The sequence below is a fragment of the Nocardia sp. NPDC052316 genome (assembly GCF_044547795.1).
Lineage (GTDB): Bacteria > Actinomycetota > Actinomycetes > Mycobacteriales > Mycobacteriaceae > Nocardia.
Genome location: NZ_JBIUBB010000002.1, coordinates 1,283,803 through 1,300,781, shown reverse-complemented (window position 1 = coordinate 1,300,781; position 16,979 = coordinate 1,283,803). Strand labels below are relative to the sequence as shown.

The following is a 16,979-nucleotide window of genomic DNA, read 5'->3' as shown; positions in this document are numbered from 1 at the left end:
CGGTAACGGGTGTAGGTGACTGGTACTAATCGGCCGAGGACTTACCAACAAAGAAGCTACGCGTCCACTGTGCAGTATCTGAAACAACACACAGACACTGCAGCAGACACACAGTCTGCGAACCTCCTTGAGGGGGTTTCGCTGGCTGGTTCGTGTGTCAGCGCTGCTGTGTGGATAGTTTCATAGAGTTACGGCGGCCATAGCGGCAGGGAAACGCCCGGTCCCATTCCGAACCCGGAAGCTAAGCCTGCCAGCGCCGATGGTACTGCACTCGACAGGGTGTGGGAGAGTAGGACACCGCCGGAACATCATTCACGAAAGCCCCCCAACACAGTTGGGGGGCTTTCGTCGTTCCCGGACAACAACGCGAACGTCGAGCGCGGACGGCGCGCCAGAATCCGCACCACTTCTCGGGACCCCGCACCCACTGCGGGAGTCCAGAGCCAGTGCGCATCCCGAGAAACAGTGCAGCTCAGTCGATTAGCAGTGCAGCTCGGCTCGGCTACCTCCGAATTGGGCGACGGGCTCCGAGTTCGGCCGACTCGGCCGCCGCACGACCGTCATCCCAACCGTTCGCATTGGGGATGGAGACACCACGATTCCGCACTTCCGGGAACAGCGAATCGAATGCCTTGTCCACTTGCAGCTGACGCGAAGCGAGCACCGGCAGCAATCGTGCGGAATCGACTGATTGCGCGATAGTGCTCTCGTTCGCCGCCGACAATCGTTCACCGATCCGGGTGGCATAGGCGATGAGGAACGACTTCCGATACGAACGACTTCGCGAGTCTGCGCTGCGCTCAGCCTGGTTACCGCTGGCGATCATCGCCCTGGTCGCTTGCACGAGCAATGAGGTCGTCATCAGCTCCACGACATCCAGATCGTTTTCGTCGCCGACGACCGTCATGAACCCCCAGCCCGAGGAGAAGATCGCCCGGCACCGATTGGCTTTGGTCACCACATCGACCAACAGTGCCTTGGCATCGACATACGGCGTATCCAGCCAAATCCTGCGCGCACCAGGCAGATCCGGTATTGAAGTGTCCGCGTCGACCAAGACGCGGTCCACCGCGTACTTGGTCATCAACTCCTGTGCCTTCGCCGACAGCGTCTCGGCCTCGTCCGGAAACGACGTCGACTCGGCTTTCGCCAGCAATCCCCGCACCCGGCTCAGTATCTTCTCGTCCACATGGTGATGATCCGAGGCATGCGGTCGGGCAGTGCCGGGTAATGGCCGGATGAGCTCCAACTTCGGCAGCCGAATCAACAACGCCAACGCCTCGACCACGGTGGTGAGCGCTTCGTCCGCGGTCAGTAATTGCTTCGTCGCCCATTGACCGAGGTGTGGCGCGGACTCGGACCACCACACCACAGCTTCGAGCTCCGCGAGCTGCGCGCGCCACGTCTCATCTACCGACGCGGGCGCGAATGGGCGCATATACGCGGCGATCACATCGGTCAGCAGCGCCACCGCATACTCGTCGAGCTGCCGCCGCGCGGCCTGGTGCACATCCTCGGGCAGCCAGCCGTACTGAAAGATCCGCGAAACAATGTGCTGTCCCGCAAGATGCGCACCCTGCTCCACGGGTGGTGTCAACGCCCCACGCCCGACCAGCGCAGTCGCACAACGCCGGGCCGCCGTCGTAACGCCTTGCGCGAACTCCATCGCAGCAGCCATCACGGCATTGGCGATCTGCTCAGTATCCGCCGGCACCGCCCTAGCGGACGCTTCTTGCGCAGACCGGAAGGCAGAACCGCCGGACGGGCCGCTATCCGTGCGGCGCCCCGCGCGCTTCCGACGATTCTGCTTACCCATGCTCGCCGCTCCTCGTCGCAGTCCTCCGGTGCCGATGTCCTGCAACGATAGGCAACTCGTGGGTACCGACATCCCTCGGGTGCGACCACTCCGACTGCGGAGTGCATGTCCCAGAAGGCCAAGCCGAATCCGGTCGTACGCCGAGTGCGGCGAGGCGCAGATGCTGTTCGACGGCGGGTGGTGGACGCTATATGCCTCAGCGATGTGCGGTACTCGAAAGAGCCGCAGTCAGCTGCCGCGCGGCATCGAGGGTCGCCGAGATATATTCGTCCCGTTCAGGTTTGGCTACCTCCGCGCGAAGCGGGCCGAGCTGTACCTCGTAGGCGGCGGTACCCGTGGCATCGAAAACCGGGGCCGCCAGATAGCTCAATGCCAGCGCGTCATCGGAGTCCAATTCACTCCTGGTGAACGGCCGCGACGTGAGCGCGGCGAGCTGGCGCAGGGCGCGGGTGCGCAGATGTGGCTGCAGCAGTTCGGATCCCACGGCACCGAGTAGATCGGCCAGCAGGTCGACCAGGCCAGCGTCATCGGCGCGTGGCCGGAAGACAGCGACGCCGCGTTCCCGGACGACGGCGAGCAACGTGCTCGCGGTGCGCCGGTCGGCACCGGCGGCGGTCGCGGTCCACGCGTTCTGTTCGCTCGCCGAACGCCACGGCATCACGCTCGCCCCGGCCGGGAACTGCAGCGGAATGCGATGCCCGACCGGGATGCCGGGGACCACGCGGTCGGTGCCGTGGCGGACGTCGAGAACGGTGAGGCGATCGGGCTCGATGCGGCTGAATGTCGCGCCCGAGCCGGTCCGTTCGGCAAGTTCCGCAAGCACCGTGCCGACGCCGGAGGGGAGTGTTATGCCGGGCAAGCCGGCCAGTGCGGGGCCGATGGCGTAGCCGCGCTGTGGATCCCGGCCGACCCAACCGGCCGCGTCGAGCTCGGTGAGGATCGCGGTCGCGGTGGCGCGAGCGATGTCGAGGCGTTCGGCGATCCCGGCGACGCTGATCGGTTCGGTCGACGTCGCGAGCAGCGAAACGATCTCGATGACCCGGCGCGTCGGCGGCGACGCTGAGCGGTCCGGCATGACGGAACCCCTTGTTTCTCCTCGGACGAGCGACCTACTATGTGACGAATATTAGTGCATTGATCGTCGAATATTCGACACCTCGTACGGGGTGTCGGCTACGGCGCGGATGGAGCGCGAATGATTCTGGATCGATTCCGCATAGACGGGCAGGTCGCCGTGGTGACCGGCGCAGGACGCGGCCTCGGCGCCGCGATCGCGGTGGCTTTCGCGGAGGCGGGCGCGGACGTCGTCATCGCCTCGCGCACCAAGAGTCAATTGGACGAGGTGGCCGAACGAGTGACCGCGGGAGGGCGTCAGGCCCATGTGGTCCCCGCGGACTTGAGCGATATCGAGGCGACCGCCGCACTCGCCGGTGTCGCGGTGGAACGCTTCGGCCGGTTGGACATCGTGGTCAACAATGTCGGCGGCGCTATGCCGTGCCCACTGCTCGACACCACTCCGCAGGCCCTGATGGACGCATTCAACTTCAACGTCACCAACGCCCACGCACTCGTTCGCGCCGCGGTGCCGCACATCCTCGAAACCGCCGGTGGCGGTTCGATTCTCAACATCACCTCGACCATGGGCCGGTTGCCGGGCCGTGCGTTCGCGGCGTACGGCACCGCAAAAGCCGCGCTGGCGCACTACACCAAACTCGCTGCACTCGACCTGAACCCGCGCATCCGGGTGAACGCCATTGCCCCCGGCTCGATCCTGACCTCCGCTCTGGAGATCGTCGCGAGCAACGACACGATGCGCACCGAACTGGAAACCAAGACACCGCTGCACCGCCTGGGTGAGCCCGAGGACATCGCCGCGGCCGCGCTCTATCTGGTTTCTCCGGCGGGCAGGTACCTCACCGGCAAGGTGCTCGAGCCCGACGGCGGCCTGATCGCCCCCAATCTCGACCTTCCGATCGGGGATCTGTGACATGACCTATCGCGTAGTGCAGTGGGGCACCGGCAATGTCGGCAAGCACGCCCTGGCGGGTGTCATCGCCAACCCCGACCTCGAGCTGGCGGGTGTCTGGGTATCGGGTTCGGCCAAGGACGGTATGGACGCGGGAACCCTTGCGGGACTCGATCATCCGGTAGGAGTCGCCGCGTCGATGGACACCGACGCGATTCTCGCGGCCCGACCCGATTGTGTCGTCTACTGCTCGATGACCGACAACCGCCTGATGGAGGCCCTCGCCGATCTGCGGCGGATCCTCAGCGCCGGAATCAATGTCGTCGCCTGCGCCCCGGTGTTCTTTCAATATCCCTACGGCGTTCTACCCGACGATCTGCTGAAGCCGGTGCAAGAGGCGGCGGCACAAGGCAATGCGTCGCTGTGGGTCAACGGCATCGATCCGGGGTTCGCCAATGACCTACTGCCGCTGGCGCTCGCGGGCACCTGCCTGCGCATCGATCAGCTGCGCTGTATCGAGATCGTGGACTACGCCAGTTACGACAATCGCGAAGTCATGTTCGACATCATGGGTTTCGGCAAACCCCTGGACGACATCCCGATGCTGCTCCAACCGGGCGTGCTGTCGCTGGCCTGGGGCGGCACCGTCCGCCAGCTCGCCGCGGGCATCGGCGTGACCCTCGACGCGGTCACCGAGACCTACCAGCGGATCCCGGCCGACCACTCCTTCGACATCGCCACTGGCCACATCGCCGAAGGTACCGCGGCCGCACTGCGTTTCGAGGTCCGCGGCATGGTCGGCGACGAGCCGGTCACGGTCCTGGAACACGTCACCCGGCTACACCCGGGCCTCTGTCCGGACTGGCCGCAACCGGCCCACCACGAGGGCTCGTATCGGGTCGAGCTCACCGGCGAACCCAGCTACGCCATGGATCTGGTGACGTCGAGCCGCAACGGCGATCACAACCACGCCACCCTGCTTGCCACCGCTATGCGCATCGTCAATGCGATCCCCGCCGTAGTCCGTGCGCCCGCCGGCATTTTGACCGCCTTGGACCTGCCCCTGATCACGAACCCCGCACAGCGTTAGGCCCTGTGTCGAAGTCCCATCCGGCGCCCCCATGGTCTGGGTGGACTTCGACACGCCCTAGCCCTGTTCGCGCGGGCGATACCGCTCGAGCAACCGCACATGCCCCGGCTCGAGCTCCTCGACCGAGCCGACGCCGAGCAGTTTCATGGTCCGCACGATCTGCGTACGGAGAATGTCGATCGTGCGGTCCACGCCCGCCTCGCCGCCGGCCATCAACCCGTACAGGTAGGCGCGACCGACGAGGGTGAACCGCGCACCGTGCGCGAGCGCGGCGACTATGTCGGCACCGTGCATGATGCCGGTGTCGAGGTGTACTTCCAGGTCATCGGCCACCTCGCGAGCCACCGAGGGCAGCAGATGCAGCGGTACGGGTGCGCGATCCAGTTGCCGCCCACCATGATTCGACAGGATGATGCCGTCGACACCGAGCCCGGCCAGGCGCTTGGCGTCATCGACCGTCTGCACGCCCTTCACCAGCAGCTTGCCCGGCCATTGCGCCCTGATCCAGGCCAGATCGTCGAAGCCGACGGTCGGGTCGAACATGGCGTCGAGCAGTTCGGCCACCGTCCCCGACCAGCGGTCCAGTGAGGCGAAGGCCAGCGGTTCGGTGGTCAGGAAGTCCCACCACCACCATGGCCTGCGCAGCGCGTCGACCGCGCCGCGCAGCGTGATCGACGGCGGCACCGTCATGCCGTTGCGGACGTCGCGCAGCCTGGCTCCCGCCACCGGCACGTCGACGGTGACGACGAGGGTGTCGAATCCGGCCCGTGCGGCCCGCTCGACGAGCGCCAGCGAACGGTCGCGATCGGTCCACATATAGAGCTGAAACCAATTGCGCGCGCCGGCGCCGGTGCCCGCGGCGACATCCTCGATCGCGGTGGTCCCCATGGTGGACAGCGTGAACGGGATGCCCGCCCGCTCGGCGGCGCGCGCCCCGGCCAGCTCCCCGGCCGTGTGCATCATCCTGGTGAATCCGGTGGGCGCGATGCCGAAGGGCAGCGCGGCCGACTTGCCGAGGACCTGGACCGTGGTGTCGGCGGTGCTGACGTCGCGCAGAATCGCGGGCTGGAACTCGATGTCGGAGAACGCTTCCCGGGCCCGCGCGAGGCTGATCTCCGCGTCGGCCGCGCCGTCGGTGTAGTCGAACGCGACCTTGGGTGTGCGTTTACGGGCCAGCTCCCGCAGATCCCAGATCGTCTGTGCGCGAGCTAGTTTGCGCTCTCGGCCACCGAACGGCCGCTCGAATTTGACCAGCGGTGCGAGGTCGCGCGGCCGCGGTATCCGGCGCGCGGTCATCGGCGTGCCCCCGCGGCCTGGGCCGCCGCGCGTAGGCGTAGGGAATGCATGCCGCCGTCGACCTCCAGCATTGTCGCGGTGATGGACGCCGCCGCCGGACCGGCCAGATACGCCACCGCACTCGCGACTTCCGCGGCGGTGACCAGGCGTCCGTGTGGCTGACGTGCTTGCAGCGCGGCCATTTCCGCGTCGGGGTCCGCGCTGCTCGCCAAGAGCCGCTGTACCCAGGGCGTATCGACGGTCCCCGGATTGACGCAGTTCACCCGGATACCGTCGGCGAGGTGATCGGCCGCCATCGCGCGGGTCAGCGACAGAATTGCCCCTTTGCTGGCGCTGTAGACGGCACGATCCGGCAGCCCGGTGGTGGCCGCGATCGAGCAGATGTTCACGATCGCGGCGGCGGGTGACCGGCGCAGGTGGGGCAGCGCGGCGCGGGAGACACGCACCGTGCCAAGGACGTTGACCTCGAACACGCGGCGCCATTCGTCGTCGGTGTGGTCGGCGATGGTGCCCTGTGCGCCGATGCCCGCATTGTTGACGAGGATGTCGATCCGGCCGTAGGCGTCGACCACTCCCGCGATGGCACCGCGGACCGATTCGTCCTCGGCGACATCGCACCGCAGGGCGATGCCCGAGGTGTTGCCAGGGTGCAGATCGAGTACCGCCACCCGCGCGCCCGCCGCCGCCAAGGTCTCGGTGACGGCCATCCCGATGCCGGACGCACCACCGGTGACCACTGCTACCAGCCCGTCGAACGTGCTTTGTACCGACATACCGCCCACCTTCTCACCTCGGTTCCGGTGCGATAGCTCGACCCGGACAGATCCGATGTTTAACACGGGCGAACATAACACCGATCGCTGGCATCCGCGCGAGATTGCCACTGCGCAACCAGGATTGACGGATTTTCCATCTCCCATTGCGTCAGAAGACATCCGATGTATAGTCGTGACCCAGATCACTATCTGGAACGAGGATCACCCATGGCGCACCTCACGGCACTGGACACGCTCGACGTCCGGTTCCCGACCTCGCGCGAGCTGGACGGCTCGGACGCGATGAATCCCGACCCCGATTATTCGGCCGCCTACGTGATCCTGCGCACCGACGATCCGGCGGGCCCGCAGGGCCACGGCTTCGCGTTCACCATCGGCCGCGGTAACGACGTCCAGCGCGTCGCCATCCAATCGCTGGCGCACTCGGTGGTCGGTCGATCGGTGGCCGAGATCGCCGGGAACCTCGGAGGATTCGCGCGATCGCTCACCGCGGACTCCCAGCTGCGCTGGCTCGGTCCCGAAAAGGGTGTCATGCACATGGCGGTGGGCGCCGTGCTCAACGCCGCGTGGGATCTCGCGGCGAAACTGGCCGGAAAACCGGTGTGGCAGTTGGTCGCCGAGATGTCCCCGGAGGAGATCGTCGACCTCGTCGACTTCCGCTACCTCACCGACGCGCTCACTCCGGCCGAGGCGCTCGCGATCCTGCGCCGTGCCGAACCCGGCAGGCAGGAACGCATTGCTCGGCTACTCGACACCGGCTATCCGGCATACACGACCTCGCCGGGCTGGCTCGGCTACTCCGACGAGAAGCTCGCCCGGCTGGCCAGGCAGGCGGTGGCCGACGGTTTCGGCACCATCAAGATCAAGGTCGGCCGCGATGTGGACGAGGACGTGCGCCGGGTCAAGGTCGCCAGGGAGGCGATCGGACCCGATATCGGGCTGGCCGTCGATGCGAACCAGCGCTGGGACGTCGACGTCGCGGTGGACTGGATCGCCAGGTTGGCGTCGGCGAATCCGGCCTGGATCGAGGAGCCGACCAGCCCGGACGACATCCTCGGCCACGCCGCGATCCGCCGCCGGGTCGCGCCGGTGCGCATCTCGACCGGCGAGCACGGGCAGAACCGGATCTTGTTCAAGCAGCTGCTGCAGGCCGGTGCCGTCGATCTCGTGCAGATCGATGCCGCCAGGGTCGCCGGTGTCAACGAGAACCTGGCGATCCTGTTGCTGGCGGCCAAGTTCGGTGTGCCGGTCGTGCCGCACGCTGGTGGCGTCGGACTCTGTGAGCTGGTCCAGCATCTCGCGATGATCGACTATGTGGCGATCACCGGCACCACCGACGATCGCGCGATCGAGTTCGTCGACCATCTGCACGAGCATTTCCGCCATCCCGTGCGCGTGGTCGGTGGCCGCTATCGCGCGCCGCGCGAACCCGGTTTCAGCGCCGAGATGCTGCCCGCGTCGCTGCGCGACTACACCTATCCGTCCGGCGCCGCGTGGCAGGCGGATCCGCAGGCCCGCTCGATCCCACCGCAGGAGAACTCATGAAGACCGCCAGCATCATCGGCGTAGCCCTCGGCGCGACGCTGATCATTTCCTCGGGCGCCGCTTGTTCCAGGGAGCCCACCGGTACCGGTGACAGCGTGCCTGCCGTCACCGTCGGCACCGGCGCGGACAACGGCGTCCTCGTCGGTGCCGATCAACCCCGCTCGGACTCCGACTTCTGGAGCGCCTACGCGGGTTATCTCGGGCCGAAAGCCGCTGCCGCGGGGGTGAAGCTGGAGAACACCTCCTCCGACAACGACGCCAACCGGCTCAAGTCGAACGTCGACACGCTGCTGTCGAAGAACGTCAAGGCGCTCATCATGGCCCCGCAGGACACCGCCGCGGTCAAGCCCGCCCTCGCCGCCGCTGCCGCGAAGAATGTGCCGGTGGTCAGCGTCGACACCCGGCCCGACAGCGGCGGGGTGTACATGGTGGTGCGGGCCGACAACCGCGCCTACGGCACCAAGTCGTGTATCTACCTCGGCGAAACATTGAAGGGCACCGGCAAAGTCGTCGAATTCCAGGGCGATCTGAGTTCGATCAACGGACGCGATCGGTCCGAAGCGTTCGCCGAGTGCATGAAAACGCGGTACCCCGGCATCAAGGTGATCGAGATCCCCACCGACTGGAAGGGTGATCGGGCCGTCTCGGGCCTCCAGGACAAACTGCTGACCGATCCCGACATCAACGGCATCTACATGCAGGCGGGTGGCGTGTTCCTGCAGTCGACCCTGGCGCTGCTGCGGCGCAGCGACAAACTGGTGAAAGCCGGTACGCCAGGGCACATTACGATCGTGTCCAACGACGGCATCAAAGCCGAGCTGGACGCCATCGAGGCCGGCGAGATCGATGCCACCATTTCCCAGCCCGCCGACCTGTACGCGCAATACGCGGCCTTCTATGCCAAGGCCGCTGTCGACGGCCGCAAGTTCACCCCGGGACCCACCGACCACGGGTCCACGATCATCGATACCGGTGTCGGCGGGACCCTCGAAGACCAGCTACCGGCCCCGGTGGTCACCCGAACCGGCGGCAAGGTAGGCGAACTCGACACGCTGAGTACCTCCGCGCCCGGCCTGTGGGGTCACGGCGGATGACCGGCGAACCGATCGCCGAGGCGATCGACGTATCGAAACGGTTCGGCCGCAATGTTATCGCGCTCGACAAGGTCGGTCTGCGGGTGACGGCGGGCCGGACCCACGCGCTGGTCGGCCGCAACGGCGCCGGGAAGTCGACCCTGGTGTCGATCCTGACCGGGCTCACCACGCCCGATGCGGGGGAGGTGCGGTTCAACGGCGTTGCGGCGCCGTCGCCCGCCGACCGGGACGCGTGGCGTTCCCGGGTGGCCTGCGTGTATCAGAAGTCGACGATCATCCCCGATCTGTCGGTGGCGGAGAACCTGTTCGTCAACAGTCAGGGGTTCGGCGGCCGGATCATCAACTGGCGCACGGTGCGCGGCCGGGCCCGGGAGCTGCTCGACACCTGGTCGGTGCCGGTCGATGTCGACACCGTCGCGCGTGATCTGTCGGTCGAGCATCGGCAGCTGGTGGAGATCGCGCGGTCCCTCTCGCACGGCGCGCGTTTCATCATCCTGGACGAGCCGACCGCCCAGCTCGACGGACCCGCGATCAAAAGGTTGTTCAGCAGGATCACCGATCTTCAGGAGCAGGGCGTCACCTTCCTGTTCATCTCCCATCACCTCGACGAGACCTACGAGATCTGCCAGGACATCACCGTTTTCCGGGACGCGAGGCACGTGGTGACCGCGCCGGTCGCCGAGCTCGGCAAGCAGGCGCTGATCGCGGCGATGACCGGCGACTCGGTCGAGCTCGCGACGCCGGTCGCGCGGCGCGATCCCGCGGCCGCGGCCACGCCGACGCTGCGGGTCGACGGGCTCTCCCGGGCAGGCGAATTCGCCGACGTGACGTTGTCGGTCAGGCCGGGGGAGATCGCCGGACTCGCGGGTGGTGGCAGCAGCGGCCGGATCGAGGTCGCCGAAACCATCGTGGGACTGCGCAAGGCGGCCACCGGCTCGGTCCTGGTGTCGGGTGATCGGCTGCGCCGCAACGGTGTTCGCGCCGCCCTCGACGCCGGTATCGGCTTCGTGCCGCGAGACCGGCACGAGGAGGGGCTGATCCCGGAGATGAGCGTCGCCGACAACGCCACCCTCACCGTGCCGCGGCGGCTCGGGCGCCTCGGGTTGCTGTCCCGGCGCACCCGGAACACGGTGGCGGGCAAGGCCATCGAGGACCTCGGCATCAAGACCGAGGGTCCGGAGCAGAGCGTCGCGGAGCTGTCGGGCGGCAACCAGCAGAAGGTGGTCTTCGCTCGCGCGCTGGCCACCGACCCCGCCGTGCTGGTGCTGATCACGCCGACGGCGGGGGTCGACGTGCGGTCGAAGCAGACCCTGCGCGGGGTCGTGCGCGACGCTGCCGACCGCGGCACCGCCGTTCTGGTGGTGTCGGACGAACTCGATGATCTGCGCGACTGCGACCGGGTGCTGGTGATGGTGCAGGGCCGGATCGCGCGGGAATTCGAGAAAGGCTGGGGCGACAAAGAACTCGTCGCCGCGATGGAAGGACTGTCATGACCCCGACCGCTACCGGGCGCGAACCCGCGACCCGCGAGTCCACCGCGACCCGGCGGTGGCCGGGGACGGTGCGCTGGGCAGCGCTGCGCGACTTTCTGCTCGTGCCGCCGATCCTGCTGGTGCTGGTGGTCGGCTACTTCATCAACAGCAACTTCGTCTCCTCGGCCAACCTCACCAATGTGCTGACCTCGATGAGCGGTATCGCGCTCATCGTGCTGGCCGAGGTGCTGGTGCTGGTGGTCGGGCGGATGGACCTGTCGCTCGAGTCGACCTTCGGGCTGGCCCCCGGCGTCGCCATCTGGGCGACCATGGGCACCGCGAAGGTGGGCGCCTACACCTGGACCTCGCCGTGGATGGCCATTCCGATCGCGCTGCTCGTCGGGCTCGCCGTCGGCGCGCTCAACGGCGTGCTGATCGTCCGGTTCGGCTTGAACGGGTTCATCGTGACCCTGGCGATGCTCATCGCCCTGCGCGGGCTGCTCACCTTCCTCACCGAAGGCTTCACGCTGACCAAGATTCCGCCGTCGGTCGAGTGGCTCGGCAACACCAGCGTTTTCGGTGTGCCGGTGGACGTGGCGGTCTGTCTGGCCCTGTTCCTCGCGGGTTATTTCGTCCTGACCTATACGACGGCCGGGCGGGCACTCTATGCCGTCGGCGGCAACGAGGCCGCCGCGCGGGCCGCCGGTATCCGCACCGACTACGTCGTCATCACCGTGCTGGTCGTCGCGGGCGGGCTGGCCGCGGTCGGTGGGCTCATCTACTCGGGGCAGTTCGCCAGCGTGCAGGTCAGCCAGGGTGACGGGATGATCTTCCAGGTGTTCGCCGCCTGTGTGATCGGCGGTGTGGCGCTCAACGGCGGGCGCGGGTCGGTGCTCGGCGCGTTCTTCGGGGTGCTGATCCTGACGCTGATCCAGAAGCTGCTGTCCTACGGTGGCGTCAGCGCCGACTCGCTCAAGTTCATCAACGGCGCGCTGATCCTGGTGGCCCTGGTCATCACGCGCATCGCCAGCGGACGACGGCAGGAGTGAACGTGCGAATCGCGTTGCACACCAAGCTGAAACCCGGCGCCGAGGCGGCATACGAGGCGGCGCACCGGGCGGTACCCGCCGAACTCGCCGCGGCCATCGAGGCGGCCGGGGCCACCTCCTGGACGATTTGGCGCAGCGGCACCGACCTGTTCCACCTGATCGACTGTGCCGCCTACGATCTGCTGCTCAGCCGGTTGGCGGAGCTGCCCGTCAACGTGTCGTGGCAGGCGCGAATCAACGAGTATCTCGAAGGGACACACGACTATTCGGCGGCGGGAGCCGCGGCGGCCCTGCCGGTGGTGTGGGAGCTGAATCCGGCGGGGGACGCCGATGAATGACGTAGCCGACATCGTGCTCGGCGGCGCGGCTTACGCGGGTTTGTTCCGTGCGGTCGACGAGGAAGCAGCCCAGGCGGGCATCGCGGCCGCGTGGGATGCGGGCATTCGCGCCTTCGACACCGCGCCGCACTACGGCGCGGGCAGCAGCGAGGAACGCCTCGGCCGGTTCCTGCGATCGCGGCCGCGATCGGAGTACACGGTATCGACCAAGGTGGGGCGGCTGCTCTACGCGGATCCGAGCGCACCGGACGGCGTCGACGACTTCTACGGCGCACCGAAACGCGCACGGCGCCGCGACTATTCGGCGGTGGGCGTGCGGCGTTCACTGGAGGACTCGCTGGAGCGCCTCGGCCTGGATCGCATCGACCTGCTGCTGATCCACGACCCGGACGACCATCAGGAGCAAGCCCTTGCCGAGGCATTGCCCGAACTGGAGCGGATGCGCGCGGCAGGGATCGTTGCCGGGATCGGCGTCGGCGTCAACGACGCGGAGGTCGCACTGCGCTTCGTGCGGGAGACCGGCATCGACCACGTGCTGATCGCCGGTCGATATACGTTGCTGGACCGGCGTGCCGAAGCCGAGTTACTCCCCGAGTGCGCCCGCCGAGACGTTCGGGTACTGGTCGCCGGTGTGCTGAACAGCGGGATTCTGGCTGACCCGTGGCGCAGCGCGACGTTCGACTATCGGCCCGCGCAGCGGCACATCGTCGAACGGGCACAGGCGATGGCCCGGATCTGCGCGAAATACGATGTCGCGCTGCGGGCGGCGGCCTTGCAGTTCGCCCGGCGCAACCCGGCGGTCGGCGCCACGGTCATCGGCGCGGGCACCGCCGTGGAGGTCGCGGACACCATCGCGATGCTGAATACGACAGTGCCGGAGGACCTCTGGCACGAACTGGACCGGTACTCGTGAACGGCCGTCAGCGCTCAGCCCGCCGCGCGGCGCAGCCACTCCATCACACCCGCGACATGGGCCAGGGCCCTGGCGTGCGCGAGTTCGGGGTCGTGCGCGGCGATCGCGTCGCAGATGCCGCGGTGCTCGGCGACGGTGCGTTCGAAGGCCCGCTCCTCGGTGATGCCCCGCCAGATCCTGGCCCGCATGGTCGGCAGCGACAGCGACTCCAGCAGGGAGGCAAGCACTTTGTTGCCGGAGGCGGCGGCGATGGCGGCGTGGAACTCGAGGTCGAGCGTCACGAGCTCGGTCACCGACGACGTCGCGGGCTCGACCAGGGTGCGCAGGTGCGCGATCTCGGCCTCCGGCATCGCGCGCGCGGCGAGTGCGGTGGCGGCCGGTTCGAGGATGCGCCGGATGGCGAGAATGTCGAGAACCGAGTCGTCCTGGTGGAATTCGAGCAGGAAGCTCATCGCGTCGAGCAGCGACTTCGGCTCCAGGCTGGCCACATAGGTGCCGTCGCCCTGCCGCACGTCCAGGATCCGGACCAGCGAGAGCGCGCGGACCGCCTCCCGCAGCGAGTTGCGCGAAACGCCGAGCTGCGCGGCGAGGTCTGCCTCTCGGGGCAGCCGCGCGCCCGGCTCCAGATCGCCCGAGATGATCATCGCTTTGATCTTCGCTATCGCGTCGTCGGTAACCGACACCAGTTTCCTTCGCCCTCGAGGATGTGAACGTATGCCTCCGATGACTGTAGACTCACATGTTCATGTTTGGCGGGTAGACGGCGGAGAATTCGGCGTCGAGTACGACTGGCTGACCGAAACATCGGATGTTTTGTACCGAAACTACGCGCTGCCGGATGTCGAGCCGGAGCTGTCGGCGCACGGCGTTGGCGCGCTGGTGCTGGTGCAGGCCGCCGATTCGCTGGCCGAGAATCGCGCGCTGCTGGCCGCCGCGACGGCGACGCCGCGCCCTGCGGCCGTGGTCGGCTGGTTGCCGCTGCACCGGCCCGACGTCGTCGCCGCCGAACTGCCCGCGCTTCGCGCCCACCCCGAGTTCGTCGGCGTCCGGCACATGATCCACCGCGACCCGGACCCGAACTGGCTGCTGCGCCCCGAGGTTTCGGCGGGCCTCGCTCAAGTGGCCGACGCGGGACTCGTCTTCGACGCGGTCGCCGAACGGCCGGATCTGCTCGCGCAGGTGCCGGTGATCGCGCGCGCCCACCCCGACCTGACCATCGTCCTCGACCATCTGGGCAAACCGCCGATCGCGACCGGCGAATGGCAGCCCTGGGCCGACCTGCTCGCCGAAGCGGCCGCGCAGCCGAACGTGGTCGCCAAGATCTCCGGTCTCGCCACGGTTTCCGGCGCTGAGATCAGCGCCGGGGCATGGCAGCCCTACGTCGACCACGCGCTCGCGGTCTTCGGTCCCGGGCGGCTCATGGTCGGCGGCGATTGGCCGTTCACCCTCACCGCCGCGTCGTACCGGACCGTGTGGCAGACCACGCTGGCCACCCTCGCCCACCTCGCTCCCGCCGACCGCGTTCAGGTGCTGACCGAAGTCGCGTGGCGCACTTACCAACTACCGCTCGCACCTACCTGGATGACCGAAGGAGAACTCGAATGAAGTTGCAGCGCATCGGCGAAGTCGGCGCGGAGCGGCCGATCGTCGTCGCCGGTGAGTACGCCTACGACCTGCGCCCGCTCACCGGCGACATCGACGGCGATTTCCTCGCCGCGGGCGGCATGGCGGCCGTCGCCGAAGCGCTTGCGGCGCAGCGGCTTCCCCGCATCGATATCGCCGGACAGCGCATCGGCGCACCCATCGCGCGGCCACAGGCGGTGTGGTGTGTCGGCATGAACTACGCCGCGCACGCCGCCGAGTCGGGGTCGGCCCCGCCGCAGACCCCTGTCGTGTTCTTCAAGACCCCGAACACGGTCGTCGGCCCCTACGACGACGTGCTGATCCCGCGCGACTCCACCAAGACCGACTGGGAGGTGGAACTCGCCGTGGTGATCGGCCGGCGCGCCCGCTATCTCGACTCGGTCGAAGACGCGCCGAACTATATTGCGGGATACACCATCTCGAACGACGTCTCCGAGCGTGCGTTCCAGCTCGAACAATCGGGCGGCCAGTGGTCGAAAGGCAAGTGCTGCGAGACCTTCAATCCGCTCGGCCCGGCGCTGGTGCCGCGTGACCAGCTCGACGCGGGCAACCTGCGCTTGCGTTCTTTCGTGAACGGCGAACCCCGCCAGGACTCCAGCACCGCCGATCTCATCTTCGGCGTCGACTACCTGGTCCGGCATCTGTCGCAGTACGCGGTGCTCGAACCCGGCGACATCATCAACACCGGAACGCCTGCGGGCGTGGCACTTTCCGGACGTTACCCGTACCTGCGCGACGGGGACGTGGTGGAGGTCGAGATCGAGGGGATCGGCCGGGCCAGGCAGCGCTGCCGCGACGCGGTGTCGGCGGGCGCGGCAGCACCGGCTCCGGTGCGGGCCTGAGGCCGCTCGGTCACTTCGCGGCGGCGAGGACCTCCAGCGCCCGGTCGACCTCCTCGGCGGTGTTGTACAGGTGGAACGCGAACCGCAGCCCGCCATTGCGCGCGGAGGTGATGACATCGGCCTGCTCCAGGCGCTCTGCCGCGTCGTCGGCACCGGGCAGGTTGACGATCGGCGAACGGGTGGGCACGAACGGCACGCCGAGCTCGGTCAGTCCGGCGCGGAAGCGATCGGCCAGCGCGAGGTTGTGTGCGTTGATCTGCTCGACCGTCAGCTCCTCGATCAGCGAGAGCCCCGCGCTCGCCGCGGTCACGCCGAGCCAATCGGGGGTGGAGTCGAAGCGGCGGGTGGTCTTCGGCAGCTCGACCGGGTTGTACAGCTCGGCCCACGGGTCCGCCGCCGCGTACCAGCCTGGCCCGACCGGCCGGATCGACTCGAGCGCCTCGGGTCCCGCGGCGAAGAACGACACGCTGCGCGCGCCGATCAACCACTTGAACGTCGCGCACACCCAGTAGTCGGCGTCGGCGAAGGTCAGCGGCAGCCAGCTCGCCGCCTGCGTGGCATCCACCAGCAGCCGGGCGCCGTGTGCGCGGGTGGCGGCCCGCAGCGTCGGCAGATCGGTGATCCGCCCGTCCGCCGACTGCACCACGCTCACCGCCACCAGCGCGGTCTCCGGGCGCACCTCCTCGGCCAGCCGCTCCAGCGGCACCACCCGCACCGCGAGATCACCCCGGTGCAGGAACGGCATGGTGACCGAGGCGAACTCACCCTCGGCGACCAGCACCTCGGCACCCGACGAGAGCGCGACCGCGATAGGCCCGATCAACTGCGAAGCGGCACCGGCGAGTGCGATGTCGTCCGGGGTAGCCCCCGCCAACAGCCGCGCGAACCCTTCCCGCAGCCTGGGCACGAGTACGTCGTTCGACATCGGACCACCGCGCCCCGACGCCCACCGCTGGCTCGCTTCCTGAACGGCGGCCAGCGAACGCGCGGACGGCAGCCCGAACGAGGCGGTATTGAGATAGGTGACGTCGGTCGAAAACTCAGTGGGCGCAAGGGAGGACATAGTAGGAGCATCCGCCGCCCAGCCGCACCGGTACAGCGCCAGCACCCCGAAACTGGACCGATATTCGTGGTCGGG

At 67.9% G+C, this 16,979-nt stretch carries 16 protein-coding genes and 1 rRNA gene; 11 read left to right on the top strand and 6 right to left on the bottom strand.

Annotated elements, in window-relative coordinates; translation table 11 throughout:
- The first annotated feature begins 189 nt into the window (after positions 1-189).
- Positions 190-306, top strand: a 5S ribosomal RNA gene (gene rrf, locus ACIHA7_RS12720).
- 196 nt (positions 307-502) lie between these two features.
- Here the strand turns inward: rrf and ACIHA7_RS12715 are convergent.
- Entirely contained in the window at positions 503-1,816 is a 1,314-nt protein-coding gene (locus ACIHA7_RS12715; RefSeq protein ID WP_397288671.1) for a DUF2786 domain-containing protein, read from the bottom strand.
- 196 nt (positions 1,817-2,012) lie between these two features.
- Positions 2,013-2,891 (bottom strand): helix-turn-helix domain-containing protein, encoded by an 879-nt coding sequence (locus ACIHA7_RS12710; RefSeq protein WP_397288669.1) that lies wholly within the window; start codon positions 2,889-2,891, stop codon positions 2,013-2,015.
- A gap of 120 nt (positions 2,892-3,011) precedes the next feature.
- Here ACIHA7_RS12710 and ACIHA7_RS12705 point away from each other — a divergent pair, with 120 nt between their 5' ends.
- Both ACIHA7_RS12705 and ACIHA7_RS12700 read left to right on the top strand, forming a co-directional pair.
- Entirely contained in the window at positions 3,012-3,803 is a 792-nt protein-coding gene (locus tag ACIHA7_RS12705; RefSeq protein WP_397288667.1) for an SDR family oxidoreductase, read from the top strand.
- 1 nt (position 3,804) lies between these two features.
- Positions 3,805-4,872 carry a diacylglycerol kinase gene (locus tag ACIHA7_RS12700; protein WP_397288665.1) on the top strand — a complete coding sequence of 356 codons (1,068 nt, stop codon included), beginning with the start codon at positions 3,805-3,807 and terminating at the stop codon, positions 4,870-4,872.
- Positions 4,873-4,929: 57 nt separating this feature from the next.
- On the opposite strand, the gene ACIHA7_RS12695 is transcribed toward ACIHA7_RS12700, so the two are convergent.
- Both ACIHA7_RS12695 and ACIHA7_RS12690 read right to left on the bottom strand, forming a co-directional pair.
- Complete coding sequence (locus ACIHA7_RS12695) at positions 4,930-6,168, bottom strand: alpha-hydroxy-acid oxidizing protein (RefSeq protein ID WP_397288663.1); 1,239 nt, start codon at positions 6,166-6,168, stop codon at positions 4,930-4,932.
- Positions 6,165-6,941: an SDR family NAD(P)-dependent oxidoreductase gene (locus ACIHA7_RS12690; protein WP_397288661.1), complete on the bottom strand. Its 777-nt coding sequence runs from the start codon at positions 6,939-6,941 to the stop codon at positions 6,165-6,167. Before ACIHA7_RS12690 ends, ACIHA7_RS12695 begins: the two co-directional genes overlap by 4 nt.
- Before the next feature lie 210 nt (positions 6,942-7,151).
- Here ACIHA7_RS12690 and ACIHA7_RS12685 point away from each other — a divergent pair, with 210 nt between their 5' ends.
- The 6 genes from ACIHA7_RS12685 to ACIHA7_RS12660 are packed head-to-tail and all read left to right on the top strand — an operon-like array spanning position 7,152 to position 13,355.
- Positions 7,152-8,489, top strand: coding sequence for an enolase C-terminal domain-like protein (locus ACIHA7_RS12685; protein ID WP_397288659.1), 1,338 nt, complete (start codon positions 7,152-7,154; stop codon positions 8,487-8,489).
- Positions 8,486-9,583, top strand: coding sequence for a sugar ABC transporter substrate-binding protein (locus tag ACIHA7_RS12680; RefSeq protein WP_397288657.1), 1,098 nt, complete (start codon positions 8,486-8,488; stop codon positions 9,581-9,583). The genes ACIHA7_RS12685 and ACIHA7_RS12680 overlap by 4 nt, the downstream gene beginning before the upstream one ends.
- Complete coding sequence (locus ACIHA7_RS12675) at positions 9,580-11,076, top strand: sugar ABC transporter ATP-binding protein (RefSeq protein ID WP_397288655.1); 1,497 nt, start codon at positions 9,580-9,582, stop codon at positions 11,074-11,076. Before ACIHA7_RS12680 ends, ACIHA7_RS12675 begins: the two co-directional genes overlap by 4 nt.
- Complete coding sequence (locus tag ACIHA7_RS12670) at positions 11,073-12,104, top strand: ABC transporter permease (protein WP_397288653.1); 1,032 nt, start codon at positions 11,073-11,075, stop codon at positions 12,102-12,104. The genes ACIHA7_RS12675 and ACIHA7_RS12670 overlap by 4 nt, the downstream gene beginning before the upstream one ends.
- Positions 12,105-12,106: 2 nt before the next feature.
- A complete protein-coding gene (locus tag ACIHA7_RS12665; protein ID WP_397288651.1) occupies positions 12,107-12,442 on the top strand; it encodes an L-rhamnose mutarotase in 336 nt (111 codons plus the stop codon).
- A complete protein-coding gene (locus ACIHA7_RS12660) occupies positions 12,435-13,355 on the top strand; it encodes an aldo/keto reductase (protein ID WP_397288649.1) in 921 nt (306 codons plus the stop codon). Before ACIHA7_RS12665 ends, ACIHA7_RS12660 begins: the two co-directional genes overlap by 8 nt.
- 14 nt (positions 13,356-13,369) lie before the next feature.
- On the opposite strand, the gene ACIHA7_RS12655 is transcribed toward ACIHA7_RS12660, so the two are convergent.
- On the bottom strand, positions 13,370-14,038 hold the full coding sequence (locus ACIHA7_RS12655) for a FadR/GntR family transcriptional regulator (protein WP_397288647.1): 669 nt from the start codon (positions 14,036-14,038) through the stop codon (positions 13,370-13,372).
- Positions 14,039-14,078: 40 nt separating this feature from the next.
- Between ACIHA7_RS12655 and ACIHA7_RS12650 the strand changes: the two genes are divergently transcribed.
- Together ACIHA7_RS12650 and ACIHA7_RS12645 are read left to right on the top strand one after the other, a co-directional pair.
- Positions 14,079-14,960 (top strand): amidohydrolase family protein, encoded by an 882-nt coding sequence (locus tag ACIHA7_RS12650; protein ID WP_397288645.1) that lies wholly within the window; start codon positions 14,079-14,081, stop codon positions 14,958-14,960.
- Positions 14,957-15,841, top strand: coding sequence for a fumarylacetoacetate hydrolase family protein (locus ACIHA7_RS12645; RefSeq protein WP_397288643.1), 885 nt, complete (start codon positions 14,957-14,959; stop codon positions 15,839-15,841). Before ACIHA7_RS12650 ends, ACIHA7_RS12645 begins: the two co-directional genes overlap by 4 nt.
- 10 nt (positions 15,842-15,851) lie before the next feature.
- On the opposite strand, the gene ACIHA7_RS12640 is transcribed toward ACIHA7_RS12645, so the two are convergent.
- Positions 15,852-16,904 (bottom strand): aminotransferase class V-fold PLP-dependent enzyme, encoded by a 1,053-nt coding sequence (locus ACIHA7_RS12640; protein WP_397288641.1) that lies wholly within the window; start codon positions 16,902-16,904, stop codon positions 15,852-15,854.
- Positions 16,905-16,979 lie beyond the last annotated feature (75 nt).